The sequence below is a fragment of the Schaalia sp. JY-X159 genome, from assembly GCF_014525425.1.
GTDB lineage: Bacteria > Actinomycetota > Actinomycetes > Actinomycetales > Actinomycetaceae > Scrofimicrobium.
In genome coordinates, this window is sequence record NZ_JACEXI010000004.1 from 248652 (window position 1) to 275264 (window position 26613).

Below are 26613 nucleotides of genomic sequence, written 5' to 3' on the forward strand. Positions count from 1 at the left end.
GGATATGGCAATTCGTGAAATCCGCGTCATCGGGGACCCGGTGCTCCGCACTCCAACCGAGTGGATCACAGAGATTGACGATCGGGTGCGTTCCCTGGTTGAGGACTTGCTTGAGACGGTTGATATGGATGGCCGCGCGGGGCTTGCGGCACCCCAGATCGGCGTTGGGCTGCGCGCTTTCTCATGGAACATTGATGATGAGATCGGTTATGTGCTGAACCCCAGGCTGGTCGAGGTGTCAACGGAGGAGTACCAGGACGGAGATGAGGGGTGTCTTTCGGTCCCGGGCCTGTGGTACCCGACGGAGCGTGCCTGGTACGCACGGGTTGAGGGAATCGACCTCGACGGGAAGCCGGTTGTGGTGGAAGGTGAAGAGCTTATGGCCCGCGCCTTGCAGCACGAAACCGACCACCTTGAGGGAATGCTCTACATTGACAGGCTGGACCGTGCCACGAGGCGTAAGGCATTGAAGGCGATCCGCAACGCGGACTTCTGAGGGCTTTTCGTACCGGGCGCGTTTGGGATAACCTAGAGGCATCGCAAACACCACTTGGGTGATCAAGAACGTTGGGGAAGACGATCCTTGATTCCAACTGGAGGTAGCGATGCTAGGAACGTTAACCCGGGGTGTGTTGTTCATACACTCAGTCCCCCCAGCTCTTGGGCCGCACGTACAGTGGGCGGCCGGTGCGGCGCTGGGGCGTGAAGTGCGCCTGGAATGGACAGATCAACCAGCAGCCCCCGGCATGATGCGCGCGGAGCTGTCGTGGACCGGTGAAGTTGGTACTGGTGCCCGCCTCGCCTCTGCCCTGAGGGGTTGGGAACACCTTCGCTATGAGGTGACGGAAGAGGCGTCACGTGATTCTGATGGATCACGCTGGGCGCATACCCCGGAGCTGGGGATCTTCCACTATCAGATGGACTCTGCGGGCAACGTGGTGGTTGCAGAGGACCGGATTCGTGCCGCAGTGGAATCTTCCAGTAACTACGCAGATCTGCGCGACGCTCTCGATTTGGCGTTGGGTCAAGCCTGGGATGATGAGTTAGAGCCGTTCCGCTATGCAGGTGCGGGCGCCCCGGTGCGCTGGCTCCACAGGGTGGGGTAACCATGAGCTCAATTGGCGAGCAGTTTGGCGATCTTGCGGCACTGTTCGGTGGGGAAGGGGAAGCCCCATCGGACGGTGCAACGCCAACTCCGGAGAAGGACAGTGGTGACCAGGACGTCCTCGTCGGCGGTAACCTTGCTGGCGGACAGCCTCCCGCCAACGGTCAGGGGCATTCCCAACCGGCCACAACCGCCGTCCAAGGCCACCCCCAACAGACCTCAACCGCCGGAGGATCGGCTTCCCTTTCGACGCCAACTGGGATCTCCGCTAACTCAGAGGCGGCAGTTGCGGACCCCACGTTTGAGTCCACCCTGATCGCAACGATCTGTGACCTGAACGGGATGTCTAGCGACGACTTCGACCTTGATGCGAGCTTGACGACCGACCTGGACATCCAGGGTTTGCCACTGTGGGCACTGGTGGCTGAACTGGAGCGGTTTGCTGGCGCGAAGTTCCCGGATCCAGTTGTTGAGTCATGGCAGACCCCCCGCGACATCCTCGATGCCCCGAGGGATCAGGCGTAGACAGGGTCGGCTGCTGAAACCCCAGATCGTGGCGTTGCCGCTGCGTGGCGCGCCGGGGTTACGGCGCCACCTACCTTGGCCCAACCCAACTCAACCTGGCCCAACCCGGCCCAACGGTGCGTGTTGAGCCCAACGGTGCGTGTTGAGCCCAACGGTGCGTGTTTGGCTCAATCGGGCCTTAAATCACAGTGTTATGTCGACCAAACTCGCTCCGTAAGGCTCAACACGCACCGTTGGGCCGGGCCGGGCCGAGCTGGGCAGACCGGAACACCAACGCCCTGCCCGTGAACGCCATACTGGGTTAGAGCGCTACTGGTGCCCGGTCAGAGCGCTACTGGTGTCTACGCTAGAGCGCCTCGACGAGGAAGCCGTCAAAGAGCTCCGACAGTCTCTCGGTAGCACTCATGGGGAGCACCGCTGCCACGTACTGATCGGGCCGTACCACCACGACAACCCCCTCGGTCGTGTCGATGCCACGCTCGTCAAAGATGTCCGTGCGCAGACCCCCGCCAAAGACATTGTTCAAGTCCTCGATCCCGTATGGGCCGACTTCTGGGAGGAACAGCGAGGGCGCCTTATGGACATTGATGTCCGTGTAGTCGTCCTGGTAGATGGCCTTCACATCGAACACCGAGTTCAAATCAGCACCGCGTGGTGTGTACTTGACAATGGGTGAGGACGGGTCGGTCTTCATCCACTCCGCCCATCGGCTGATTTCGGAGTTCTTCGCAAGTCCGCCCTGATCAGCAAAGGCATAGATGCGGAACCGTCCATCAGCCTTGTGAAGGTGACCCAAATGCACCTTGTTTCCGTCCGCAACCCGCACTGCTTGCGCCGAATGGAAACGCTTGCCAATGGGGTAGCCGGTTGCCAACGCCTGGCTCTGGCCCGGCTCCGTCAGCACGGAGGGGCGGTACTGTGTCATGAACCCCATAGGGAATTCCTGGGTGGACACGTAGAACTGGGCTAGTTCGTCTTTGTCTTTGAAATCCTCTGGCTTCTTGGCCATCATTGAAGACCATTCACGATCGAAGTCGATGAGGTTCTGTGCGATCTCTTGACGCTCTGCTGAATAGGTGTCCAACAGGAGGGGTTTGCCAAGCCCTGTCAGCACATACGCCAGCTTCCAACCAAGGTTGAAGGTGTCCTGCATGGAGACATTCATGCCCTGACCAGCCTTTGCGCTGTGGGTGTGGCAAGCATCCCCGGCGATAAAGACACGCGGCATGTCATCCGAGTCTGCGGGTACGTTGTCGAACTTGTCTGTAACCCGGTGGCCGACTTCGTATACGGATGACCACGCAACCTTCTTAACGTCCACCTTGTACGGGTAGAGGATGTCATTCGCCTTCTTGATGGCATCATCAATACTGGTTTCGCGGACCTTGCCGCCATCGTCCTCGGCAACATCGCCAAGATCTACGTAGAGGCGTACAAGGTATCCGCCTTCACGGGGGATGAGCAGAATCGATCCGGCCTTGGACTGGATGGCGCATTTGGTGCGAATATCCGGGAAGTCGGTGTTGTAGAGGATATCCATGACCGCCCACGCGTGGTTCGACTGGCCCCCCTTTAGTTCCCGACCGATCTTCTTGCGAACCAGAGAACGTGCGCCGTCGGCCCCGACCACATACTTGCAGTGGACCGTCTTCTTCTCGTCCTTGTTGGAGTCCGCGGTACCCAACAGTTCCACGCGGACTGGGTACTCGCCCTCGTCCCCAACAACCAGATCTGTGAGCTCCCAACCCCAGTCCGGCTTGAAGCGGCTGGGAGAGTTCGCTGCGAACTCCGCAAAGTAGTCGAGGACGCGGGCCTGATTGACAATGAGGTGAGGGAACTCGCTGACCCCGGTTTCGTCATCGATAGTTACGCCGGTGCGGATGATCTCTTCGGGATGGTCTGGGTCGGGGCCCCAAATGTTCATCTGCGTGAGGTGGTAGGCCTCTTGGATGATGGGCTCAGCGAAGTCAAAAGCCTGGAAGGTTTCAACAGAACGTGCTTGGATGCCATCGGCGTGACCCAGAACTAGGCGTCCAGGACGGCGCTCGACCATCCGTGTCGTGATGGAAGGAAACATTGACAACTGCGCAGCCAGGATCATTCCCGCGGGGCCGCTGCCAACAATCAGGACGTCGATGTTATCAGGAAGCTGGTCGGCGTAGCTGTGGCCCTCTTCAGTTGGCTTGGTTCGCGGGTTTTCTGAGACATAACCGTGGTGGTGGAAAAGCACTGCAACTCCTCTTTAAGTTGGCTTCCATCGGATTAAAGTTGTCTTCCATCGGAAGGTCAGCAGGTGCTTCACCGCACCCAGTGAGACAGATCGTATATGATACGTGACCAGCGCGCAACATAAATCCATAGACTTCCTGATTCCACGAGGCGCAACCTCCTGCGGCGTTTAGCCCGAGGCCCCGGCGCCCGGTCCACCGTCGTGCGTGCTGCTACGCCCTGCTCTCGATTTCTGCCGCGGCGTGCTTGAGATCTGCCGCTAAACCCGCGGGGTCGTGAGACTGGTCCGTGCAGAGCAGAGCTACGGCACAGGGCCGTTCTCCCGGAATCTGAAATGGCACAGACACGGAGCTAACTCCGGGGAGTACCTCGTTGTGGCTGACGGCAAATCCCCGTTGCCAAATGGCCTCAATCTCCTCTTCTAACGAGTCTGCCTGCTCTTGTGAGAGAGGCCAATCCTCACGGGGCACTATGGAGAGAATTGCCTTTCCTGGGGCTCCGCTTGAGACTGGGTGACGCGATCCCGTGGGTTGGCTGATGGAGGTTGTAAACCCCTCTGGGGTTGCGCTGAGGAGTGTCACGCACTCGTCTTGATCCTGCATAGCAATGAAAGCTGTGAGACCAGTTCGATCAGCAAGGTTACGTAGCGTTGGGGCGGCAAGTTGGCGCAGGCTGCGTTGCGTTGCTGCGGCTAGGGGGCCAAGTCCGGGCCCGCGCACATAGCGACCATCAGGTGTTGCCACGACGAGGTCGTGGTGTTCGAGTGTCCGTAGTAGGCGGTAGGTAGTGGCTCGGGATACTCCGACCTCGTCCGCGATGGCCACGGGGGCGAGGGGGTACGGTGAGGCAGCCACCAGCTTGAGTACTTGGATCCCTCTGCTCAGCGTTCCTGCTAGTCCTTCACCCGCGCCGGTGTTCCCAACCGGGGTGTCCGTGGGGGTGCCCGTGGGAGTGGGCGTCACAGTGGCCTCCTTCTAGGATGCTGCAGGGTCTCGCACAAAGGATTGTCTACACGATGGCGATCGTATACGATTCGGTATAGGCGTTGCTGTGTTCAGTATAGGTGGATGGCAGTGGCGCCCTCGCTCCAGACCGGGGAACGACCGCTGATGATCGCCCCGGGTTCGCCGATTGTCTCGACGTGAAGAGAATGGTTCATGAACGCTGAAAAAGATTTGCTGCAGAAGATAGAAAGTCAACTACTCATTGACGGGCAGTGGCGCGCATCGTCGGACGGGAACACGCTACCTGTCCGCGACCCCGCAACCGGAGAGATTCTCAAGGAGATCTCAAGTGCCTCGGTACAGGATGGGATCGACGCAGTTGAAGCTGCCGACAGGGCATTCCCCGCCTGGGCCGCAACACCACCCCGCGTTCGGGCAGACATCCTGCGCAGGGCGTTCGACCTGGTCCAGGAACGCAAGGAAGATTTTGCCTTGCTGATGACGATCGAGATGGGCAAGCCGCTTGCGGAAGCCAGGGGAGAGGTTGCGTACGGCGCGGAGTTCCTCCGCTGGTTCAGCGAGGAGGCCGTGCGAATAAGTGGTCGCTACGGATCAAACCCCGAAGGCACGGGGCGCATGATCGTCACCAAGCATCCGGTCGGGCCCGCGTTCTTGATTACGCCGTGGAACTTCCCGCTGGCCATGGGCACGCGCAAGATCGCTCCGGCACTCGCTGCAGGTTGCACAGTTGTCGTGAAGCCGGCGGCGCTGACCCCACTTACGACCATTTACTTGGCGCAAACCCTGGAAGAGGCAGGCGTGCCTGCCGGAGTCGTCAACATCATTCCCACGGATCATTCCGTCGATGTGTCCGCCGCAATAATCGATCACCCAGCCCTGCGAAAGGTATCGTTCACGGGCTCAACGCCAGTGGGCCAGCAGCTTCTCAAGCAGGCAGCAAACGGGGTACTGCGTACGTCCATGGAGCTGGGTGGCAACGCCCCGTTCCTCGTGTTCGAGGACGCCGACCTCGACGATGCTGTGGAGGGCGCAATTCAGGCCAAGTTCCGCAACATTGGTCAGGCGTGCACTGCCGCCAACCGGTTCATCGTCGCCCGTCCACTAGTCGATGAGTTTGTAGAGAAAGTGACCGAACGAGTCCGGGAAATGCGGGTTGGCCGTGGTACGGACGAGGGCGTAGTAATCGGCCCTCTCATCGACCATCGTGCGGTTGAGAAGACAGTCGCACTGGTTGCGGATGCGACCGCACGCGGGGCCACACTCAAGATTGGTGGAGTGGCGATCCCGGGTCCGGGAAGCTTCATTGAGCCGACCGTGATTTCAGACGTGCCTGCGGGCTCGGACATCCTCAAAGAGGAGATTTTCGGTCCTGTTCTTGCAGTCGTTCCCTTCGATACCGAGGAGGACGCGGTCGAACTGGCGAACTCTACAGAGTACGGTCTGGTTTCCTACGCATACACCCGTGATTTTGCGAGGGCGCAACGTCTGATTGAGTCGATCCAGACCGGCATGATGGGTCTGAACGTGGGGGTGGTCTCCAACGCTGCTGCTCCGTTTGGAGGATGGAAGATGTCGGGGTTGGGACGCGAGGGCGGACCGGAAGGCATCGAAGAGTACCTGCAGACCAAGTACACCCTGTCGCCGAACCCATTCGTGTAGCGGTAGCGCGCCGCGGTCGGGCCGCGGTCCAGCCTTCTTTCCCAAATGTATATGGCGGGACGAAATGTGCGTCTGGGGTATCTACCCCAGACGCACATTTCGTCCCGCCATATACATTTCGCAAATATCGGGCCGTGGGCCCGTTTGCTACGTCGGCTGCTAGTCCTTCTTCCAAACCAGCGGGCTCTTTGCCTGCTCCGCCTCATGGTCGGGACCCAAGGGGATTCGCGACCGGTCTCGCAGTGCGAGCGTCGCCAGGAAACCCACTGCGGTCATGATGAGCAGATACACCATGATGGCGTGCCACGAACCGGTTTGCTGCTGCAGTGCCTGGGCGATGAGGGGTGAGAAGGCCCCGCCGAGTACAGCGCCGAGAGCGTATGAGATGGATACACCAGAGAAACGAACAGACGCCGGGTATAACTCCGCGTAGAAGGCTGCCTGCGGTCCGTAGGTGAAACCGAGTCCGATGCTCAGGAAGCCAAGGCCCGCGAGTAGCCACATCGCTGTTCCCCCGTTTATCAGCGGGAACAGCGCGAGGACGCCGATCGCTTGCAACACCCAACCAACGAAGTAGGTGTTACGCCGCCCTATAAAGTCCGACGCCCATCCTGCAATGAGGGTGAAGGCCAGCCAAACTACGGCGCCACCTGCAACCGCCCAGAGGATTGCGGGCCGATCGAGCCCCAGAGGACCATCTGGATTTGCGGCGTAGGCCTGGATGAACCCACCCGTGGTCATGTAGCCCACCGCGCTGTTTCCGGCAAAGACTAGGGCCGCGATGATAACTAGGGGAAGGAAATTCTTGAGCAGCACGACCAGAGGAGTCTTCGTCTCTTGTTTGCGCTCAGAAATCTCCTTGAAAACGGGGCTTTCTTCAACGGACTTGCGGACCCAGTAGCCAACAAACACAAGTACCACTGAAAGCAGGAAGGGGACACGCCAACCCCATTCGAAGAATGCCTCTCCCGGCGCAATCCACGCCATGATTGCCATGACTGCGGAAGACATCAGCAGACCGAGCGGGACGCCGATCTGTGGGGGTGCGCCAAGTAGGCCGCGACGTCCGGGAGCTGCATGCTCCACCGCCATAAGTACGGCGCCTCCCCATTCTCCGCCTGCGGAGATTCCTTGGAGGACGCGGAGTAGGACAAGAAGGATTGGTGCAGCGATACCAATGGAGGCGTAGGTGGGTAGAAGACCAATCAGGGCAGTAGCGGCCCCCATGGTCCACAGTGTCAGTACCAGCACCAGACGGCGCCCGTACTTGTCACCGAGGTGTCCGGCAATCACGGCGCCCAGCGGGCGGAACAGGAACGAAACTCCAACCGTCGCAAATGACAGAAGCATTGCGGCATTTGGCCCAGCCGGTTCGAAGAACAGCCTGCTGAACACGAGTCCGGCTGCCGCAGCGTATACGAAGAAGTCATACCACTCCAGAGAGGTACCAATGACGGTCGCCGCGATGACGCGGCCCTGATCAGGGTTCTCCTTGAAGACTTTGCGGAGGCTGGGCGGCCTAACAGTGGGCTCACCCTCGGCGATGACGTAGTCGGTTTGTGTCATAACTCGTTACTCCCTTGTCGAGTTGTGCGGAGAGCGAGCCATCTTTGGCTTGCTCATCGTGAACACATCGTATATCATTTGGAATACGACGCAAGAGCATTTCCCAAATTCGAGGCAAACTCTCTCGCATGAAGGCCCAGTTGGCTCCAAAGAAGGATGACCGATGTTAGTCACTGCAGATTCGCGTAGCAATGGCTCTCGACGTGATCTTCAGGTTTCAGTTGGACGCGAAGCGATAGAACTCGAAGTAATAGAAGAGGTCGGTATGAGCGACATGCAGGCAGCCAATCAGCGTGCGATAGCAGAATTGCCGCTAAAGCCGGGAAAGGTGATCGCGGTTCACCTTTCCTACGACTCGCGGGCTGAGCAGCGGGGACGCAAGCCGAAGAACCCCTCCTACTTCTTTAAGCCCGTCAGCTCCCTGGCGCCAACTGGCGCAGATATATCCAGGCCAAAGGGAGCAGACCTGTTGGCATTCGAGGGGGAAATCGCTCTGATTATCGGGCAGCCTGCCCGTTGGGTCTCCACCGCCGACGCGTGGTCCTATGTCGGTTGGGTAACCGCCGCAAATGACTTCGGCATCTACGACATGCGCAAGGCAGATAAGGGCTCGAATGTTCGCTCCAAAGGCGGGGACGGCTACACCCCGATTGGGCCAAACTTCATTCGCGCCTCCGACCTCGACCCTGCGGATATCGCCATCACGACCAAGGTCAATGGAAATCTCGCCCAGCAGGACTCCAGTGCCGGCATGTTCTTCTCACTGCCGCAGATAGTTGCAGACCTGTCACAGCACTTCACCCTTCAACCCGGGGACATCATCCTCACGGGCACCCCCGCTGGGTCTTCCGTAGTTGAACCAGGTGATGCGGTAACGGTCGAGGTCGTGGCAAACGGAATCAGCTCGGGCGAACTTCTCACCACGGTTGTCCAGGATGACCATGACTTTGATCCCCGCTTGGGAGATGTCCCCCAGACCGACGAGGTGCAGATCGCCGAGGCGTGGGGAACCACGCCTATAGAATCCACGCCGGAGGTTACCCTTACCGAAGACCTCAAGGAGTCGCTGCTGGGACTCCCAACAGCCGCACTCAGCGCACAGCTTCGCAAAATGGGTCTGAACAACGTCAGCATCGACGGTGTCAGCGCCATGCATCCAGAGAAGAAACTGGTCGGCATCGCCAAGACCCTGCGCTTCCTGCCCAACCGTGAGGACCTCTTCGCGAAACACGGTGGTGGCTACAACGCTCAGAAGCGTGCCTTCGATTCCCTCCAGCCCGACGACGTTGTGGTGATCGAAGCTCGGGGCGAGGCCGGGTCCGGCACCCTCGGCGATATTCTTGCCATTCGTGCGAACAGCCTGGGCGCAGCGGGGATCGTCACCGATGGGGGAGTCCGTGATTACGACGCCGTCGCAGAAGTCGGCATCCCCGTCTACACCCGGGGCGCCCACCCGGCTGTCCTCGGACGCAAACACTTCCCGTGGGAGGTCGGTGGAAGCGTGGCGTGTGGGGGCACCACTGTAGAGCCAGGTGACATCATTGTCGGGGACCGCGATGGCGTCCTCGTCATTCCCCAAGACCTGGTGAAACAGGTTGTGGAAGGCGCGCAAGCAGCCGAAGATTCCGACGCTTGGGTTGCGCAACGTGTCGCAGAGGGGAATCCCGTCGACGGTCTTTTCCCAATGAACGAAGAGTGGAAGGACCGGTACGAACAGTGGAAGAAAAGCCAGTAGCAGTGAATGCACCAAAGAAAGCCGCGAAGCCTAAGAAGAAGGCCTCGGTCTCAAAGGCAGAGCACGCCTACCTGACACTCAAGGAACGGATTCTTTCGCGCCAGTATGGACCCGGCTACCGGCTGGTTCTGGCCTCCATTGGCTCCGAACTCGACATGAGCGTCGTTCCAGTTCGTGAGGCGATTCGGCGCCTCGAAGCCGAAGGCCTCGTGACCTTCGAACGCAACATCGGCGCCTGCGTCAAGATGATCGATGATCGCCAATACGCACAGTCAATGGAAACACTGGCGGTTCTGGAAGGGGCAGCAACCGCGCTTGCGGCTCCGAACATCACGCCGGAACAGTTAGAGCGGGCGCGCCGCACCAACGAGGTAATGCGGGGAACCTTGGATGACTTCAATCCCCGCGTTTTCACAGTCTTGAACCAAGAGTTCCACTCGGCGTTGCTGACGGGTTGTCACAACCTGCGGCTCACCGATCTGGTTCACGCAGAATGGGCGGTGCTCGGCAACCTTCGGGAGTCGACATTCTCATTCGTCCCCGGTCGGGCAAGGGAGTCGGTACGGGAACACTCTGCGATTCTGGAGCTCATTGAACAGGGGGCTCCGCCCTCAGAAATCGAACGGGCAGTACGCGCCCACCGATTGGCGACCATGGACGCCTATCTGATTCGCCAACACGACCAAGCCTCACCGGACTTGGATTAATCTGACTATTAGGAGAGCAAATGTCGGAAGCTAGCGTGGCGCCCGAAATGGCTGTGCCACAGGGTTTACCCAGCCAGATCCTGCACTACATCAACGGAGAGGCCGTGCCCTCTCTTGGGGGAGAGACTTTTGAGGTCATCAACCCCGTCACCAACGAGGCCTACATTGATGCAGCGTCGGGCCAGAAGGCCGATGTTGAACGCGCTGTTGCCGCTGCGAAAAAGGCATTCGAAGAGGGTCCGTGGCCGAAAATGCTGCCGCGGGAACGCTCGCGAATCCTTCACAAGGTAGCGGATCTGATCGAAGCAGAAGATGAGCGCCTAGCGGCATTTGAGTCCTTCGACTCCGGTCTTCCTATCACGCAGGCGCTTGGACAGGCACGCCGCGCCGCAGAGAACTTCAGGTTCTTTGCGGATCTGATCGTTGCGCAGACGGATGACGTCTACAAGGTGCCCGGTCGCCAGATCAACTACGTCAACCGCAAGCCCATCGGGGTTGCTGGCCTGATCACGCCGTGGAACACCCCGTTCATGCTGGAGTCTTGGAAGCTGGCGCCCGCCCTGGCCACAGGCAACACCGTCGTCCTCAAGCCCGCGGAGTTCACCCCGCTCTCAGCGTCGCTGTGGGGGGAGATCTTTGAGAAGGCTGGAGTCCCGGCAGGTGTCTTCAACATGGTCAACGGCTTTGGTGAAAGCGCAGGGGATTCCCTGGTAAAGCACCCCGATGTTCCGCTGATTTCCTTCACCGGTGAAAGCTCGACGGGCAGCCTGATTTTCGGAAACTCCGCTCCTTTCTTAAAGGGCCTCTCCATGGAGTTGGGTGGAAAGTCCCCGGCGGTAGTCTTCGCGGACGCGAACGTCGACGACGCTGTCGATGCCACCATCTTCGGTGTTTTCTCCCTGAATGGTGAGCGCTGCACGGCGGGGAGCCGCATCTTGGTTCAGCGCGACATCTACGACGAGTTCGTCGAGAAGTACGCGAAGCAGGCCCGGAACGTCAAAGTGGGTCTACCCTCCGATCCGACCACCGAGGTGGGCGCCCTCGTCCATCCTGAGCACTACGACAAGGTGATGAGCTACGTCGAAATCGGTAAGGAAGAGGGGCGACTGGTTGCCGGCGGTGGCCGACCTGAGGGATTCCCAGAGGGCAACTTCGTTGCGCCAACGGTCTTTGTTGACGTGGCCCCGGACGCAAGGATCTTCCAGGAGGAGATTTTCGGTCCGGTTGTGGCGATCACGCCCTTCCACACTGATGAGGAAGCGCTCGAGCTGGCCAACAACACCAAGTACGGGCTGGCTGCCTACATCTGGACCAACGACCTGAAGCGGGCACACAACTTTGCTCAGAATGTGGAGGCGGGCATGGTGTGGCTCAACTCCAACAACGTCCGCGACTTGCGTACGCCGTTTGGTGGGGTGAAGGCCTCGGGTCTGGGGCACGAGGGCGGATACCGCTCCATCGACTTCTACACCGATCAGCAAGCAGTGCACATCAACCTCGACAAAGTCCACAACCCGTCATTGGGTAAGCAGTAACGCAACGAAGTACCGGGACGAGGGCGACCCCTAACTACGCCCTCGTCCATTCCCCTACGCCACAACGCCAAGAATAGAAAGCAAAGGTGCTCTCATGAGTGAAGACAAGAAGGTCAGCCCCGATTACCTAGACGCCGAGGTCATCCTTGGTTCCGATCCGGTTCCCACCCCGGTTGCCCCACCCCCGGACATCCTGCGCGCAGCGTACATGGACATGGTGGTTACGGACTTGGAGGAATCAAAGAAGTTCTACGCCGACATCCTCGGGCTGGTCGTTACGGAAGAGAATGACACCGAGGTCTACCTGCGGTCGTTGGAGGAGTTCATCCACCACAACCTGATCCTGCGCAAGGGTGACACGGCCGCGATTCGTGCCTTCGGTTACCGGGTTCGCACACCTGAAGATTTGGAGAAGGCTGAGGAGTTCTACAAAGAGCTGGGTTGCCGCGTGGAGCGCGTTCCTGCTGGAACTGTTGCCGGTATGGGAGAAATAGTCAGGGTTCAGGACCCGCTGGGCTTCCCGTACGAGTTCTTCTACGACGTCGACCATGAGAAGCGCCTCGCGTGGGACTACCAGCTCTACACGCCCGGCGCCCTGGTGCGACTTGACCACTTCAACCAGGTGACTCCGAACGTCCCCCGGGCAGTTGGATACATGGAAGACTTGGGCTTCGGCGTTACTGAAGAGATTGTCGACGAGGACGGAACGGTCTACGCAGCCTGGGTGCGTCGCAAGCCAACTGTTCACGACACTGCCATGACCGGTGGCGATGGACCCAGAATGCACCACATTGCGTTCGCGACTCACGAGAAGCACAACATCCTGGCGATTTGTGACAAGCTCGGTGCTCTGCGGCTCTCGGACCACATTGAGCGTGGTCCTGGCCGTCACGGGGTCTCAAATGCCTTCTACCTGTACCTTCGTGATCCCGATGGGCACCGCGTAGAGATTTATACGCAGGATTACTACACGGGCGATCCGGACAACCCCAAGGTTTCGTGGGATGTTCACGATAACCAGCGCCGCGACTGGTGGGGCACCCCGGTTGTGCCTAGCTGGTACCGTGATGCGTCACGCGTCCTCGACCTTGACGACAACGTGCAGCCCCTAGTGGGTCGCACGGATGAGAGCGAGTTGGAGGCCACCATTGGCGCCGACGGATTCTCATATACTCGCAAAGATGAGGACGATTCCATGCCGGAGTGGAAGCTCGGTGAGTTCAAGCTGGGTAACCAGCTGTAAGTTGCGAGTCCGGGCGTGGTGACAACGGAGTCACGCGCCCGGGCTTGTTGCAATTGTCCTCTAGTAGGTCTTACTGACGAAGGGTTCTTGAATGCTTGACGATTCACAACTGACCGCGATTGCGGATGAACTGGCGCAGGCCGAGGCCGATCGCACGATGGTCCCGCTCCTCACCGCGAGATACCCAGACATGGTTGTTGAAGATTCCTACAGGGTCCAGGCCAAGTGGGTTCAGCGCGGCATTGCCGACGGCAGGCGCCTTGTGGGACGCAAAATTGGTCTCACCAGCAAAGTCATGCAGGTTGCAACGGGAATCACCGAGCCCGACTACGGTGCGATTTTCGAGGACATGGTTTATGACAATGGTGGGGAGATCCCATTCGACCGCTTCTCCAATGTGCGGATCGAGGTCGAACTGGCCTTTGTTCTGAAGACGGATCTCTCCGGTCCTGATGTGACGATCTTTGATGTGCTTCGGGCGACAGAGTACGTGGTTCCTGCCCTTGAGATTCTTTCTTCCCGGATCGAAATGCAAGGACGTACGATCGTGGACACCATCAGCGATAATGCTGCGATGGGGGGAATGGTCTACGGAGGTAATCCGGTCGCGCCCGACGCTGTTGATCTCCGCTGGGTTTCCGCACTGCTGTACCGTAACCAAACCATCGAAGAATCCGGCGTTGCGGCCGCCGTGTTGAACCATCCCGCCACGGGGGTTGCATGGTTGGCAGGAAAGCTGGCGCAGCACGGCGATGGTCTCAAGGCGGGCGATATCGTCCTCGCTGGCTCCTTCACCCGGCCAATGTGGGTGGAACAGGGCGACACGATCCTGGCTGACTACGGACCTCTGGGGACAATCTCATGCCGCTTCATTTAGACCCGGAGCCTGTTCAGCCGCATCGCGAAGGACTGGGCCAGCCGCGTCCGGCGCTCCCAAAGACACTGGGACGGTTGCTTGCGGAAACCGGTGACCGCCCCCTGGTGGGGATGTGGCTCTGTTCGGGCTCAAGTGTCATGGCGGAGATTGCGGCGGGATCGGGCTTGGACTGGTTGCTGATTGACGCAGAACACTCGCCGTTGAGCCTTGCCCAAATGCAGATGCAGCTCCAAGCCATCGCTGCCAACCCCATCACCCCGGCCATTCGTGTTCCCAGCGCCGACCCGGTGACGATCAAGCAGGTTCTTGACCTGGGTGTGCAGAACATCGTGGTTCCGATGGTTTCCGACGCTGACCAAGCCAGGGCGGCCGTCGCCGCTGCCAGGTACGCGCCGGCTGGAGTGAGAGGAGTTGGTAGCGCCCTCGCACGTTCCGGTCGGTGGGGGCGAGTCCCCGGCTACCTTGAGAACGCCAACGACTACGTGAGTGTCACCGTGCAGATTGAAACTGCCGAGGGCGTTTCAAACGCGGAAGAAATCATGCAGGTTGACGGAGTTGACGCCGTGTTTGTGGGGCCGTCAGACCTGGCTGCATCCATGGGCCTGATTGGTCGCCAGACCCATCCTGACGTGGTTTCGGCAGTAATGTCCGTGGTCGACCGAGGTCGCGCCTTGGGCAGACCGGTGGGCGTTAATGCCTTTGACACTCATGCTGCGCAAGACTACATCGCCGGGGGAGTGCGCTTTATCCTTGTTGGCGCCGATGTGACCATGGTGGCCCGGGGCAGTGAAGCACTGGCGCAAAAGTGGGTGCCGGAAGTGGGCGTTTCCGAGGCCGCAGCCTATTAGTCACGCGTACTTCCAGCAGGGCTGGGTGTGACAATGCCCCGGAAGGCCGAAGCCAACCGGGGCATTTTCACGGGTCCGCACGGACTTGGAGCGACTAGTGTTAGTTCTCCAGGCGCGGAGCCGCATCGATTGAGTAATCGAACAGTTCGTACTTGTCGATAGCCTGCTGGATCACAGAGTGGTCCAGCTTCCCGTCATAAACCAGTCCCTGCAGGACTCGCACGGCTGTCGACTCAGCATCAACGTGGAAGAAGCGGCGTGCAGCGCGGCGAGTGTCCGAGATGCCGAAGCCATCTGTGCCCAGCGTCAGGTAGCGGCCCGGGATCCATGGGCGGATTTGGTCGTGGACCATGGTGGACCAGTCGGATGTCGCAACGTACGGGCCTTCGGTTCCAGCCAGTTGGCGGGAGATGAAGGGGTGGCGGTACTCCTCATTCGGGTGCAAGAAGTTGTGCTCATCGGCCTCAACCCCGTCGCGCCGCAACTCATTCCATGAGGTCACAGACCAAACGGCTGCGTCAACACCCCAGTCCTCAGCAAGAAGACGACGAGCTTCGCGAGCCCACGGCACGCCCACACCCGATGCGAGGATCTGTGCCTTGAGGCCCCCGTTATTCGTGTGGTCATCCACCTTGTAGATACCGCGCAGAACGCCCTCGACATCTAGATTCTCAGGCTCAGCAGGCTGAACGATCGGCTCGTTGTAAACCGTCAGGTAGTAGAGGATGTTCGGGTCACGCGGGTCGTCCTTGCCATACATCCGCTTGATACCGTCTTTGAAGATGTACTTGATTTCGTACGCGTACGCCGGATCATAGGAAACGAAGCCGTGGTTTGTTGACGCCAGCAGGTGCGAGTGGCCATCAAGGTGCTGCAGGCCCTCACCTGTCAGGGTGGTGCGGCCAGCGGTTGCGCCAACCACGAAACCCTTGGTCAACATGTCGGCCGCCGCCCAGAACTGGTCGCCTGTCCTCTGGAATCCGAACATCGAGTAGAAGATGTAAACCGGCAGCAAGGGGACATTGTGGGTCGTGTAAGCAGTACCCGAAACCTGCAGGGCCGCTGCTGATCCGGCCTCGGTGATGCCGGTGTGCAGAATCTGGCCCTCGGTGGACTCCTTGTAGGAAAGCATCATGTCGGCATCGACCGACGTGTAGTTCTGCCCGTGGGTGTTGAAGATCTTTGCTGACGGGAAGATTGAGTCGAGGCCGAACGTTCTCGCCTCATCCGGAATGATCGGCACGACGTACTTGCCGACTTCCTTGTCGCGCATCAGGTCCTTCAGTGCGCGAACGAACGCCATCGTCGAGGCGACCTTTTGGGTTCCGGAGCCCTTTTCAAGTGACTTGAAAGGCTTGTCCGGAATGGTCTCCCACCGCGGGTCATTCGGCAGACGTTCCGGCAGGTATCCGCCGAGGACGTGGCGGCGTTCCTTCATGTACAGCAGTGCCGGATCGTCTTCGGCAGGACGGTAGTAGGGCGGAGCGCCCGGGCTTGCATCCAGCTCTTCATCCGTGATCGGAATCTGCAGGCGGTCACGTAGCAGCTTCGCATCGTCTGCGGACAGCTTCTTCATCTGGTGGGTTGCGTTGCGGCCAGCAAACGACGGGCCGAGGGCGTAACCCTTGATGGTGTGGGCAAGAATCACGGTGGGCTGGCCGGTGTGTTCCATCGCTGCCTTGTAGGCTGCGTAGACCTTGCGGTAGTCATGGCCGCCACGACGCAGATCCCAAATCTGCTGGTCACTCCAGTTCTCAACCATCGCCTTGGTGCGTGGATCGCGACCGAAGAAGTGCTCACGCACGTACGCGCCGTCGTTTGCTTTGAATGTCTGGTAGTCGCCGTCCAGGGTGTTACCCATCAGGTTGACGAGGGCGTGATCCTTGTCAGCGGCGAGCAGCTGGTCCCATCCACGGCCCCAGAGGACCTTGATGACGTTCCAGCCTGCACCCTTGAAGAATGCCTCCAGCTCCTGGACGATCTGTCCGTTACCGCGCACGGGACCGTCGAGGCGCTGCAGGTTGCAGTTGACGACAAATGTCAGGTTGTCCAAGCCCTGGACCGCTGCCATCTGCAGGAGGCCACGGGATTCTGGCTCATCCATCTCACCATCACCGAGGAATGCCCAGGTGTGCTGTTGGCTGGTGTCTTTGAGGCCGCGAAGGTGCAGGTAGCGGTCAACCCAAGCCTGGTAGATGGCGGCTGCGGGGCCGAGGCCGAGCGAAACGGTCGGGTACTCCCAGAACCAGTCAAGCTGGCGGGGGTGCGGGTAAGAGGGAAGACCGTGTTCCGTCGAAGCCTGCTGACGGAATCCGTCCAGATCGTCCTCGGTAAGGCGCCCCTCAACGAACGCGCGTGCGTAGTTACCGGGGGAGGCGTGACCCTGGAAGAAAATGTGGTCGCCGCCGCCGGGGTGCTGCTTGCCGCGGAAGAAGTGGTTCAGTCCGACCTCGTACAAAGTGGCAACTGAAGCGTAAGAAGAAATGTGTCCGCCGACCCCAACCCCGGGCCGCTGAGCGCGGGTCACCATTGCGGCCGCATTCCAGCGGATCCACATGCGATAGCGCTTCTCCATTGCCTCATCACCGGGAAAGTAAGGTTCCTGCTCTACAGGAATGGAGTTGATGTAGGGAGTTGTTGTCTCAAGCGGGATCGACACGTCACGACGACGGGCCTCATCCAACATGTGCAGCAGAAGGTAGCGCGCTCGCGGCGCACCTTTTTCTGCAATAAGGCCCTCGAGAGAATCAATCCACTCCTGCGTCTCATCGGGGTCGTTGTCGGGTACCTGGCTGAGCATTCCGTTTACGACTGGCCTGTTCAGGGGAGTCACTAGCAACCACATCCTTGAAGTCTTGAGTGCCCACGTTCGGTGGGCTGGCATAGTCCTATTGTCCAACAATCGGGGTCATCTTGGCGACAGATCTGGGACTTTGGGGCCATGAACTTGGACTCACCGACAAATCGAGCGTCTCATTTGCACCGACAGCGCCGCTATAGAATAGGGTTTGATCTATCGGCCAGGCTAATGCGTGACCGATAGAGACTGTATCCATTCGGAAGGTGGTTTGACAGGTGGGCGAGGGCCTCGGTTTTGCTTCTGGTCAGGTAGTGCAAGAGTTCTACTTTGACGAGGATGTGGACAACGATTTGCGGGCAACCGTTGAAAAGGAGACCGGCGGAACCATTGTCGCCTGGGACTACGAGGACATGGTTGATGGTGTCCTCATCTGGTGGCGCGAGGAAGATGCGTTTGAAGAGGACCTGGCTGATGTCCTGATGGATGCCAGTGCCAACCTGGATGACAGTGGTGGCATTGTCTATGTGATGACGCCAAAGCCGGGGCGGAAGTCGTCTGTCCCGATCGACCAGGTTGCTGAGGCCGCGAAGACCGCGGGCCTCAAGGCTACGACCGCAACGTCGGTGGCTCCTGATTGGGCTGCAATGCGCCTGGTGGCGCGCCCTCGCAAGAGGTAGATAGCGCATACTCTACGGCTGGCAGTGTTCTGACATTGGACAACTGCTGAGACACTTGTCGACTTGACGCCTCGGGGTACTGGCGTGTGCTTACATTAGGTGTCTGCCGCCATTGGGACGGCACTACCCAAGGGAACACGAAAATGTCGAACGTTGCAAAGGTGCCCAAATCTCCCTCTTCTGAGGCGTGCTCTCCCACATCAACTTCCATGGCTGACATGGTTGGCCACCTCTACGCTGATCTTTCTCTATCGCGCAAGATCCTGCTGGTCGCAACCACTTTCACCAGCTACATGCTGTTCGCCCTCGCCTGGAACTGGGGCGACATGTATGTGACGAGCCTGGGGTTTAGCGCTTCTCGAACTGCGGTTATGACCAACGCGATTACGCTCGCGCAGGTCGTTGGATCCCTGGTTGCTGCCAATGTCATTGTGCGGATGGGGATTCGCAACTCCTATGCACTGGCTGGCGCATTGATCGTCTTCGGCGGACTGGTTTCCCTTACTCAGGCTTTCCCGTTGGTTTTCTTCATCCGCTTCGTCATGGGGCTTGGTGGAGCCCTCATGGTTGTGATGGGGTCCGCTATCGCGGCGAAGGTCCTCACCGGCCGCGATTTGCAGATCGCCAACGGTATTGGCTCTGTTGCCTTCAACACCGGCCTCGCGGTTGCCATGACGTTCGGTGGAATGGTGGTGGGGCGGCCGATCATTGGCGTCCTCATTGCTGCTTCGCTGTCCCTAATCCTCCTCATCGCCTGGTGGATCGTCTCCAGGATGGTTCTGCGCCCGGAACCCGCGCAAGAGGTGGCCCAGGACACTTCCTTTACGATGAAGGATGGCTTCAAAGAGTGGTTCAACTGGGTTTTCGCCCTCGCATATACCGGGCTCTTGAGCTACTACATCGTCGCATTCACATTCATGGATCCGTCGACGATCCGCTGGGTGGTTTACGCGGGGATCGTCGGGGCGCTGAGCGGGACGGTAGTCTCCGCAAAAACAGACAACGCGACAAAGCCACTTGTTGTTGTGTGGTGCGCCCTCGCGCAAGTGATTGCTGCAGCCGCAGTACTTGCGATGTCAGGGCATCGCCTTGAAGTTCTCATCGGCGTCATCCTTGGCTTCGTGATCTTCTTCCCAATGCCCTTCTTCGTGCAGACCGCGTTCATTCGACCGGGTGTCACACCTCGCCAAATCGCGGTGACCTTCTCCATCTTCTGGGCAGTTAGCTACGCGGGGTCGGTCGTCATCATCATGATTTTCGCTGCGATTGCAGATGCCACGGGTGGGTTGGTAGCGGGTACGAACATCCCGGTCTCAGTGGCCCCGATGATCTTCATCGTCTTTGCGGAGGCCACATTCCTGATCGGGACATTCTTGATCTGGCGCTGGTTTAAGAAGCAGAACGCATTGGCGGTGGCTTCATGAGTCTTCATCCTGCTTTTCGCGAGTACCTGGACCAGTTGAACCCACTCGTCGTGAAGGCTGCCGCCGAGGGCGTCCAACCGACCCCGGATTCAGCACGCGCTGCGCTTGCTAGTTTGAATCAGTTCGCACTCCCGGCGGTGGCTGTAGCAGAGGTTCGTGAATCAGCACTGGGCGGGATTCCGGTGCGTATCTACATCCCTGAACCCGAAGAAGCCTGCGACGTGGTCTTCTTCGTTCACGGAGGTGGGCATATGGCCGGGGACCTCGATGTTTACGACTTCTCAGCCCGCCGCTTAGCGGGTTCTTCCGGGATGGTGGTTGTTTCTGTTGATTACGCTCGGTCGCCGGAGGCGCCATATCCGATCGGCCTCGAACAGACGTATGCGGCCCTTCAGGAGCTAAGTCACGGATTGCCGGGCGTGAGGGTCACGGGCAAGATCCACGGGTTTGCAGATTCGGGTGGTGCCGCGAAGCTGGCATCCATCGCTCAAAGAGTTGCACGTGGGGAGTGGCGTTCGCCTATTGACCGGCAGGTGCTGCTTTACCCCAGCCTCGATTACACGATGAGGGGGGAGACCATGGACACCTACGGGCAGAACTACTTCCTGTCAGCAGAGCGTGTTCAGTGGTACTTCGACAACTACTTCAACGAGAGCGATGACCGGGCGCAGGCTTCACCTGGGCTCGGACCCTTCAATGATGCGATGCCGGATACGTTGGTGATTGCGGCAGAATATGATCCGCTTTTCTCCGAGGCCGTCTCATACGTTGAGGCCATGAGGGCTGCGGGTTCCTCTGCTCACCTCCTTGTAGCCATGGGCATGATCCATGCTTTCGCCTTCTTCGAGACGATGGTGGCTGGCGAGGTCGATCGCCTCTACGAAGTCAGTGCGGACTTCCTAGCGGATGGGGAAGTGCCCAAGCAGTGGTGAAGGACACCCTCAAGCTGGTGGGCGGCGTTTTGGGACAGACGAGTGTTTACCACTATGATGTAACGGTTGCTTGAAGCGTGAGGCGCGGACAGTAACTGCAGGGCCTATAGCTCAGTTGGCTAGAGCGCCACGTTTACACCGTGGATGTCGGGGGTTCGAGTCCCTCTGGGCCCACCAGGGTTTTTCGTTGCAATGACGCGGATATCTCGGAAGTCCAAAATCCCATTTCAACACTCCCTATTCACATTGGTATTCAATATGCCGCCTCCACATCCGGTTTTCACGTGCCTAGTGCGCATCCAGTTTCAACGTTTCAGGGCGCCGTCCAAGCGTCACAGCGTGAAATGTATACGTGGGGACGAAGGGAGGCCCTGGGGTGCCTACCCCAGAGGCTCTCCTGTTCCCCACGCATACATTTCGTGAAACTGGAGGGGTGGTTGCGGTATTCCTAGGCGGGCTCGGCGTCGCAGACTGACTCCTGCGACGCGGCTGATCTTCGCTGGGTCGCCTTGGTCAGCATAGGTCGCCGGTAATTCGTCTCAACAATGGCGCCCTAGGTAGACATCGGCGACCTAGGGTGAGTGGAGCTGAAGACATCGGTGACCTTTGAGGGGGTGTACCGCTCCCTGTTTGCCACGTCTTCGCGCGCATATCGTCGAAGGTGTAACCCTGAGAACGAAGCCCATGGAGGATTGTCATGTCGAAGAAAACACTACTTGTGCCAGCGTTTCTGGTCTCAGCCGCACTGGGCGGATGTAGTTCTGCTGACACAAGGACAACGTAGAGCCAGAGTTCATCACCGCAAAGCATCAGCCAGCTGAACTCGGAGGCTCGCCAATCCGACGCTCCGACCACTCAGCAGCAAAGCGGTGCCGACGGCGTCGGAGTGTTCGACCTGACCGACGGCACCGTCTACTGAACAGCGGTGAGGAGATGCCGATCCTGGGAATCGGTACGTCCAACCTCTCTAACGCGCAGGCCGAGGAGTTGGTGTATCACGCCCTCGATGGTGGCTTCAAGCCGATCGATACCGCTCGCATCTAATCTATGGGAATGAGGCAGATGTTGGCTGCAGGATCGTCCGCACTGGTGTACCGCGCGAAGACATCTTCGTGACCACGAAGGTCTGGACGTCCGACTTCGGGAATGCGGCCGACACAATCTACGGGTCCCTAGAGCGCGGCGAGTGCTTCTCGGCTTTCTGATTTCGTCAGGGGCGGTGGAGGACAGTTTCGAGGAAGAGTCCGAGCACGTCTTCAGGTCTGCAACCAACCGCAATCTGCACTTCCGGCCAGGGCTCCCGATCGTGGTCAACTTGGACCGCTCGACGATCGACCAGCGTTTGACCTCTTCCGATGCCCGGTGCTAGTTCCACTTGGGTGGGGTGGGTTTCGAACGTGAACAACTCCGGAGCGACCAGAGCGCACACTGCTCCTGCGTCACCAATGATTGGGTTTGACCACGGCTGCCCGGTTGCCTCATCTACTGCCTCAAAGCCAAGCAGTTCACCCAGGGCATGAGCGACAGGATCGCCGCTTTGCTGCAAGTCTTCAATCTGCTTGTCACTTGCGCGAACCTGGAAGAAGACGTCCAGCCCGTACATGGTGAGCGGAACACCGGAGTTGAGGACGATGTGGGCCGCCTCGGGGTCGTGCCACACGTTGAACTCTGCTGCCGCAGTGGCATTGCCAATGCCAACCGCGCCGCCCATGAACACGATCCGCTCGATATGGTCCACCACCTCGGGATAGGTCCGCAGCAGTAGGGCAATGTTAGTTTGGGGGGCGAGGGCGACGATCGTTATGGGCTGATCTGAACTCATCAGAGTGGAGCGCAACAGCTCGATAGCGCCACAATCGTCCAGTTTCCGCCGCGAGGGTGGCAGACTCACGCTCCCTAGCCCCGACTCTCCGTGAACCTCAGACGCGGAACGTGCCTCTTCGATCAGAGGTCGGCGCGCGCCGATCGCAACGGGGATATCGGGTGCGTGGATGAGGTCGAGGACGCGTAGCGTGTTCTCACCAACTCGATCAACAGAGGTGTTTCCAGCCACACAGGAGATTGCCTTGATGGCGACCTGTGGATGGCGCGCGGCGAACATGATGGCCATCGCGTCATCGATTCCAGTGTCGACATCCAAGATAATGTTGTGCGTCATTGCGTCCTCGACCGTTCCCTAGATTGACTCTTGGGCAAATGATAGAGGATCTGGGGCTATGCGAGCATCGTGTAGTCGGTGTACCCCTCGGCCCCGCCACCGTAGAAGGCGCTGGGAATCGGAGTGTTGAAGGGACCGCCAGAACGGAGTCGGACGGGCAGGTCGGGATTGGCAATATAGAGAGTGCACCGAAGGAAATCATGTCGGCTGTCCCGTCCTCGATCAGTTCGAGGGCGTCCGGGCCGGTTGGGTTTCCGAACCCGGTGCGCGGGTTCAAGATAAAAGTGTTGGGCCAAGCCTTGCGCAGCTCCAGGGTGAGGTCGCGTTCTGACTGCTCGCCAATGTGGAGGTAGGCGAGGTCGAGCTCCCCCAGTTGCTCCACAAGAGGCACATATGTCGCGGCAGTGTCGGGGTCGTCAACAATATCGTTGATGGTTGAGCCGGGGGAGAGGCGGATCCCAGTCCTCTCTGCACCGATCTCGCTGGCCACAGCCCGGGCAACTTCGAGGGTGAAGCGACGGCGGTTCTCTGCTGACCCTCCCCACCTGTCGGTGCGCTGGTTCGCGTTCACGGAGAGGAACTGCTGGATGATGTAGCCGTTGGCGCCGTGGATTTCCACACCGTCGAACCCGGCGGCAATGGCATTCTTGGCGGCGTGGGCGAAGTCGGCAATGGTCGACTGTATCTCCGCCTCAGTTAGCTCATGGGGAGCCTCAAACTCCTGTAGTCCCTGAGGTGTGAAGATCTTGCCTTGAGGCTGCACAGCCGACGGCCCCTGGGGGACCATTCCTTCGGGCAGGGTCGCCCGGTGACCAATGCGACCCGCGTGCATGAGCTGAGCAAAAGTAACGCCCCCGGCCTCGTGAACGGCGGTTGTCACCTGCTTCCACGCTTCAACCTGCTCGGCTGAGTGAAGACCCGGCGTGTTCGTGTAGCCCTGTCCAACCGCAGAGGGCTGGATTCCCTCGGTGATGATCAGTCCCGCACCTGCGCGCTGTGCATAGTACTCCGCCATCAGGGGTGTGGCGAGGGCGCCCTCGGCTGTCGCGCGTGAACGCGTCATGGGTGCCATGGCGATGCGCTGTCGACTCGGGCAACCTGACGCAGGCCATCATCGGTGTTGCGCGACTCCACCGCGTCCTCGCGGGAACCCTGCTTCGCAAGGTGGGGCTGCACCCGTCCCAAGAGCTGGTCATGATGCGCCTGTGGGTGGAAGGACCGCAGCGTCAGGCTGACTTGGCCAAAATGCTTGGGACAGATTCGGCAACGATGACCCGCACAATCCAGCGTCTCGAGGCCGGAGGGTTCGTGCGTCGCGTTCCCTGTGAACATGACAGACGCGCAACCATAGTCGAAGCGACCCCTGCGAGCCTTGGTGCAAGGGAGGACGTTGAAGCATCGTGGCGGGAACTCGAGGACTGTGTGACCCGCGGCCTCAGTGAGGAGGAGCTCGCGTCCATGCTGCGTCTTCTCGGCAAGATGCAGTGCTCTCTGGCAGAGGCTATCGCGAAGTCCCGAGAGTTCACTGACTGACGGTCGCGCAACCGCGCTCCATCTGCCGTGCGCTGCTGTACGGCTAGGACGTCACGAGCAATCACTACCGGACATGACTGTCCGGTATGCGCTACGCTTCCACCGTGCTGACAAAACAGGGCGGTCTTCGCGTGGGTGTCAAGAACGCCACGCTTCGAGGTCGTCACCCATAGGGTTGATGTCTCCAACGCTGAGTCGGTAGCCGAGGTCGCAAGGGCTGCAGATGCCCTCGGACGTGTGAAGTCGGTAGTTCACACTGCGGGGCTATCCCCGGCGCAGGCATCGGCCGACGCAATCCTTCACGTTGACCTGCTTGGCGTTGCGCACACTCTGGATGAGTTTGGCAAAGTGATCGCCAAGGGAGGAGCGGGCATTGTGATTGCATCAATGTTGTTGCGGCGGTTCGTTCCGGAGTGCTCAAAGCTGGGCGCGAATAGGTACGGCCAGACACGCGCGAAAACGCGGCCGTTCCGCGGGCTACTATACTGGCGCGAGTGAACGAACAGGCTTCTCCAACTGCCGTCCGACCAGTACTTGTCGTTGACTTCGGCGCCCAGTACGCGCAACTTATCGCGAGGCGCGTCCGCGAGGCGGGTGTGTATTCCGAGATCGTTCCGCATTCGATCAGCGCGTCGGAGGTCGCCCGCATGCGACCCCTGGCAATTATCCTTTCCGGTGGCCCTTCCAGCGTGTATGCCGAGGACGCCCCGGCATTCGATGCGGGGATCCTCTCCTTGGGCATTCCGACGCTGGGGATTTGCTACGGGTTCCAAACCATGGCAACCGCGTTAGGTGGTGAGGTCGCCCGCACGGGGAAGCGTGAGTACGGTTCGACGCAGCTGACCTTATCTGGGGCCGCCGCGTCCTCGACCGTTTTCGCGGGCCAGCCAGAGAGTCAGATTGTTTGGATGAGCCACGGGGACTCTGTTAGCAAAGCTCCCGACGGTTTCGAAGTCCTTGCGTCCTCGGATGCCACCCCCGTGGCCGCATTCGCAGATGAGGAACGGGGACTCTACGGCGTGCAGTGGCACCCTGAGGTGGTGCACTCTGAGCAGGGTCAAGCCGTCCTCGAAGCATTCCTGCATGAGGCCGCGGGAATCGCACCCGAATGGAATCCCGACTCCATCATTGAGGAGCAGGTGGAACGGATCCGCGAGCAAGTTGGCGACGCCCAAGTAATTTGTGGGCTGTCTGGAGGGGTCGACTCCTCTGTCGCCGCCGCCCTCGTACAGAGGGCTGTGGGGGAGCAGCTCACCTGTGTCTTCGTCGACCACGGCCTGCTCCGCAAGGGTGAACGCCGCCAGGTTGAGGAGGATTACGTAAAGGCGATTGGAGTCCGGCTGGTCACGGTGGATGCGAGGGAGCAGTTCCTACGCCACCTCGAGGGCGTGACGGACCCTGAAGAAAAGCGCAAGATTATTGGCCGCGAGTTCATCCGAGTGTTTGAGGAAGCCGCGGCAAACCTCGTTGCCGAGTCGCGCCAAAACGTCGATTCTGAACCGATCAGGTACCTGGTTCAGGGAACCCTCTACCCGGACGTTGTCGAATCCGGTGGCGGTTCAGGTACGGCCAACATCAAGTCCCACCACAATGTTGGAGGCCTACCAGAAGATATGACATTCGAGCTGGTGGAGCCATTGCGTGCGCTGTTTAAGGATGAGGTGCGGGCGGTCGGGCGCGAGCTGGGGGTCCCCGAAGTGATTGTCTCGCGACAGCCATTCCCGGGTCCCGGCCTCGGCATCCGCATAATTGGCGAAGTGACTGAGGAGCGGCTCGAGATCCTCCGGGAAGCGGATGCGATTGCCCGCCAGGAGCTCACCGCAGCCGGCCTCGACGAAGAAATCTGGCAGTGCCCGGTTGTCCTGCTTGCTGACGTGCGGTCGGTTGGTGTGCAGGGGGATGGTCGCACGTATGGGCACCCGATCGTTCTGCGTCCGGTCTCTAGCGAGGATGCGATGACGGCGGACTGGACCGAGCTACCCGCCGAAGTAGTGCGGAAGATATCGAACCGCATCACGAATGAGGTGCCGCAGGTGAACCGTGTGGTCATTGATGTGACATCGAAGCCCCCGGCCACCATCGAGTGGGAGTAGAG

Annotated in this window: 22 protein-coding genes and 1 tRNA gene; 17 read left to right on the plus strand and 6 right to left on the minus strand. The window is 59.6% G+C overall.

Features of this window, described 5'->3' with window-relative positions; translation table 11 throughout:
- Nucleotides 1-4: 4 nt before the first annotated feature.
- The 3 genes from def to IDL90_RS08635 all read left to right on the plus strand — a co-directional run bounded on the left by def (nt 5) and on the right by IDL90_RS08635 (nt 1630).
- Complete coding sequence (gene def / locus IDL90_RS08625; protein ID WP_182142234.1) at nt 5-496, plus strand: peptide deformylase; 492 nt, start codon at nt 5-7, stop codon at nt 494-496.
- Nucleotides 497-605: 109 nt separating this feature from the next.
- The gene (locus IDL90_RS08630) at nt 606-1106 is read left to right on the plus strand and encodes a DUF3145 domain-containing protein (protein ID WP_182142236.1); all 501 of its coding nucleotides are present in this window, start codon (nt 606-608) and stop codon (nt 1104-1106) included.
- A 2-nt stretch (nt 1107-1108) separates the two neighbouring features.
- A complete protein-coding gene (locus IDL90_RS08635; protein ID WP_182142237.1) occupies nt 1109-1630 on the plus strand; it encodes an acyl carrier protein in 522 nt (173 codons plus the stop codon).
- A 346-nt stretch (nt 1631-1976) separates the two neighbouring features.
- Here the strand turns inward: IDL90_RS08635 and IDL90_RS08640 are convergent, their stop codons facing one another.
- Entirely contained in the window at nt 1977-3860 is a 1884-nt protein-coding gene (locus IDL90_RS08640) for an FAD-dependent monooxygenase (RefSeq protein WP_187995134.1), read from the minus strand.
- A 211-nt stretch (nt 3861-4071) separates the two neighbouring features.
- Entirely contained in the window at nt 4072-4821 is a 750-nt protein-coding gene (locus tag IDL90_RS08645; protein ID WP_187995136.1) for an IclR family transcriptional regulator, read from the minus strand.
- Between the two features lie 195 nt (nt 4822-5016).
- Between IDL90_RS08645 and IDL90_RS08650 the strand changes: the two genes are divergently transcribed.
- Nucleotides 5017-6483 (plus strand): NAD-dependent succinate-semialdehyde dehydrogenase, encoded by a 1467-nt coding sequence (locus IDL90_RS08650; RefSeq protein ID WP_187995138.1) that lies wholly within the window; start codon nt 5017-5019, stop codon nt 6481-6483.
- Between the two features lie 159 nt (nt 6484-6642).
- Here IDL90_RS08650 and IDL90_RS08655 read toward each other — a convergent pair whose 3' ends face one another.
- Nucleotides 6643-8049 carry an MFS transporter gene (locus tag IDL90_RS08655; protein ID WP_182142244.1) on the minus strand — a complete coding sequence of 469 codons (1407 nt, stop codon included), beginning with the start codon at nt 8047-8049 and terminating at the stop codon, nt 6643-6645.
- Nucleotides 8050-8212: 163 nt separating this feature from the next.
- Between IDL90_RS08655 and IDL90_RS08660 the strand changes: the two genes are divergently transcribed.
- The 6 genes from IDL90_RS08660 to IDL90_RS08685 all read left to right on the plus strand — a co-directional run bounded on the left by IDL90_RS08660 (nt 8213) and on the right by IDL90_RS08685 (nt 14994).
- The gene (locus IDL90_RS08660; protein ID WP_262509133.1) at nt 8213-9784 is read left to right on the plus strand and encodes a fumarylacetoacetate hydrolase family protein; all 1572 of its coding nucleotides are present in this window, start codon (nt 8213-8215) and stop codon (nt 9782-9784) included.
- Nucleotides 9766-10491 carry a GntR family transcriptional regulator gene (locus IDL90_RS08665; protein ID WP_316930320.1) on the plus strand — a complete coding sequence of 242 codons (726 nt, stop codon included), beginning with the start codon at nt 9766-9768 and terminating at the stop codon, nt 10489-10491. Before IDL90_RS08660 ends, IDL90_RS08665 begins: the two co-directional genes overlap by 19 nt.
- Before the next feature lie 20 nt (nt 10492-10511).
- Entirely contained in the window at nt 10512-12026 is a 1515-nt protein-coding gene (gene hpaE / locus IDL90_RS08670) for a 5-carboxymethyl-2-hydroxymuconate semialdehyde dehydrogenase (RefSeq protein ID WP_187995140.1), read from the plus strand.
- 94 nt (nt 12027-12120) lie between these two features.
- Nucleotides 12121-13269 carry a 3,4-dihydroxyphenylacetate 2,3-dioxygenase gene (gene hpaD / locus IDL90_RS08675; RefSeq protein ID WP_182142249.1) on the plus strand — a complete coding sequence of 383 codons (1149 nt, stop codon included), beginning with the start codon at nt 12121-12123 and terminating at the stop codon, nt 13267-13269.
- A 91-nt stretch (nt 13270-13360) separates the two neighbouring features.
- On the plus strand, nt 13361-14146 hold the full coding sequence (gene hpaH, locus IDL90_RS08680; RefSeq protein ID WP_182142251.1) for a 2-oxo-hept-4-ene-1,7-dioate hydratase: 786 nt from the start codon (nt 13361-13363) through the stop codon (nt 14144-14146).
- On the plus strand, nt 14131-14994 hold the full coding sequence (locus IDL90_RS08685; protein WP_182142253.1) for an HpcH/HpaI aldolase/citrate lyase family protein: 864 nt from the start codon (nt 14131-14133) through the stop codon (nt 14992-14994). Before hpaH ends, IDL90_RS08685 begins: the two co-directional genes overlap by 16 nt.
- A gap of 100 nt (nt 14995-15094) precedes the next feature.
- On the opposite strand, the gene aceE is transcribed toward IDL90_RS08685, so the two are convergent.
- Nucleotides 15095-17839: a pyruvate dehydrogenase (acetyl-transferring), homodimeric type gene (aceE, locus tag IDL90_RS08690; RefSeq protein ID WP_223175277.1), complete on the minus strand. Its 2745-nt coding sequence runs from the start codon at nt 17837-17839 to the stop codon at nt 15095-15097.
- Nucleotides 17840-18069: 230 nt separating this feature from the next.
- Between aceE and IDL90_RS08695 the strand changes: the two genes are divergently transcribed.
- The 4 genes from IDL90_RS08695 to IDL90_RS08710 all read left to right on the plus strand — a co-directional run bounded on the left by IDL90_RS08695 (nt 18070) and on the right by IDL90_RS08710 (nt 21004).
- Nucleotides 18070-18471 (plus strand): DUF3052 domain-containing protein, encoded by a 402-nt coding sequence (locus IDL90_RS08695; protein ID WP_187995142.1) that lies wholly within the window; start codon nt 18070-18072, stop codon nt 18469-18471.
- Between the two features lie 143 nt (nt 18472-18614).
- Nucleotides 18615-19895, plus strand: coding sequence for an MFS transporter (locus IDL90_RS08700; RefSeq protein ID WP_187995144.1), 1281 nt, complete (start codon nt 18615-18617; stop codon nt 19893-19895).
- Complete coding sequence (locus tag IDL90_RS08705) at nt 19892-20827, plus strand: alpha/beta hydrolase fold domain-containing protein (RefSeq protein WP_187995146.1); 936 nt, start codon at nt 19892-19894, stop codon at nt 20825-20827. Before IDL90_RS08700 ends, IDL90_RS08705 begins: the two co-directional genes overlap by 4 nt.
- A 100-nt stretch (nt 20828-20927) precedes the next feature.
- Nucleotides 20928-21004, plus strand: a tRNA-Val gene (locus IDL90_RS08710).
- A 1033-nt stretch (nt 21005-22037) separates the two neighbouring features.
- On the opposite strand, the gene IDL90_RS08715 is transcribed toward IDL90_RS08710, so the two are convergent.
- Nucleotides 22038-22985, minus strand: coding sequence for a nucleoside hydrolase (locus IDL90_RS08715; protein ID WP_187995148.1), 948 nt, complete (start codon nt 22983-22985; stop codon nt 22038-22040).
- Nucleotides 22942-24048 carry an alkene reductase gene (locus tag IDL90_RS08720; protein WP_223175278.1) on the minus strand — a complete coding sequence of 369 codons (1107 nt, stop codon included), beginning with the start codon at nt 24046-24048 and terminating at the stop codon, nt 22942-22944. Before IDL90_RS08720 ends, IDL90_RS08715 begins: the two co-directional genes overlap by 44 nt.
- Between IDL90_RS08720 and IDL90_RS08725 the strand changes: the two genes are divergently transcribed.
- The 3 genes from IDL90_RS08725 (at nt 24036) to guaA (ending at nt 26611) form a co-directional block, all read left to right on the plus strand.
- Nucleotides 24036-24518 (plus strand): MarR family winged helix-turn-helix transcriptional regulator, encoded by a 483-nt coding sequence (locus IDL90_RS08725; protein ID WP_223175279.1) that lies wholly within the window; start codon nt 24036-24038, stop codon nt 24516-24518. The two genes, IDL90_RS08720 and IDL90_RS08725, sit on opposite strands and share 13 nt — an antisense overlap.
- A gap of 135 nt (nt 24519-24653) precedes the next feature.
- Nucleotides 24654-25016, plus strand: a complete 363-nt coding sequence (locus tag IDL90_RS08730; protein WP_187995150.1) for an SDR family oxidoreductase — start codon at nt 24654-24656, stop codon at nt 25014-25016.
- Nucleotides 25013-26611, plus strand: a complete 1599-nt coding sequence (gene guaA, locus IDL90_RS08735) for a glutamine-hydrolyzing GMP synthase (RefSeq protein ID WP_187995152.1) — start codon at nt 25013-25015, stop codon at nt 26609-26611. Before IDL90_RS08730 ends, guaA begins: the two co-directional genes overlap by 4 nt.
- The last annotated feature ends 2 nt before the right edge of the window (nt 26612-26613 follow it).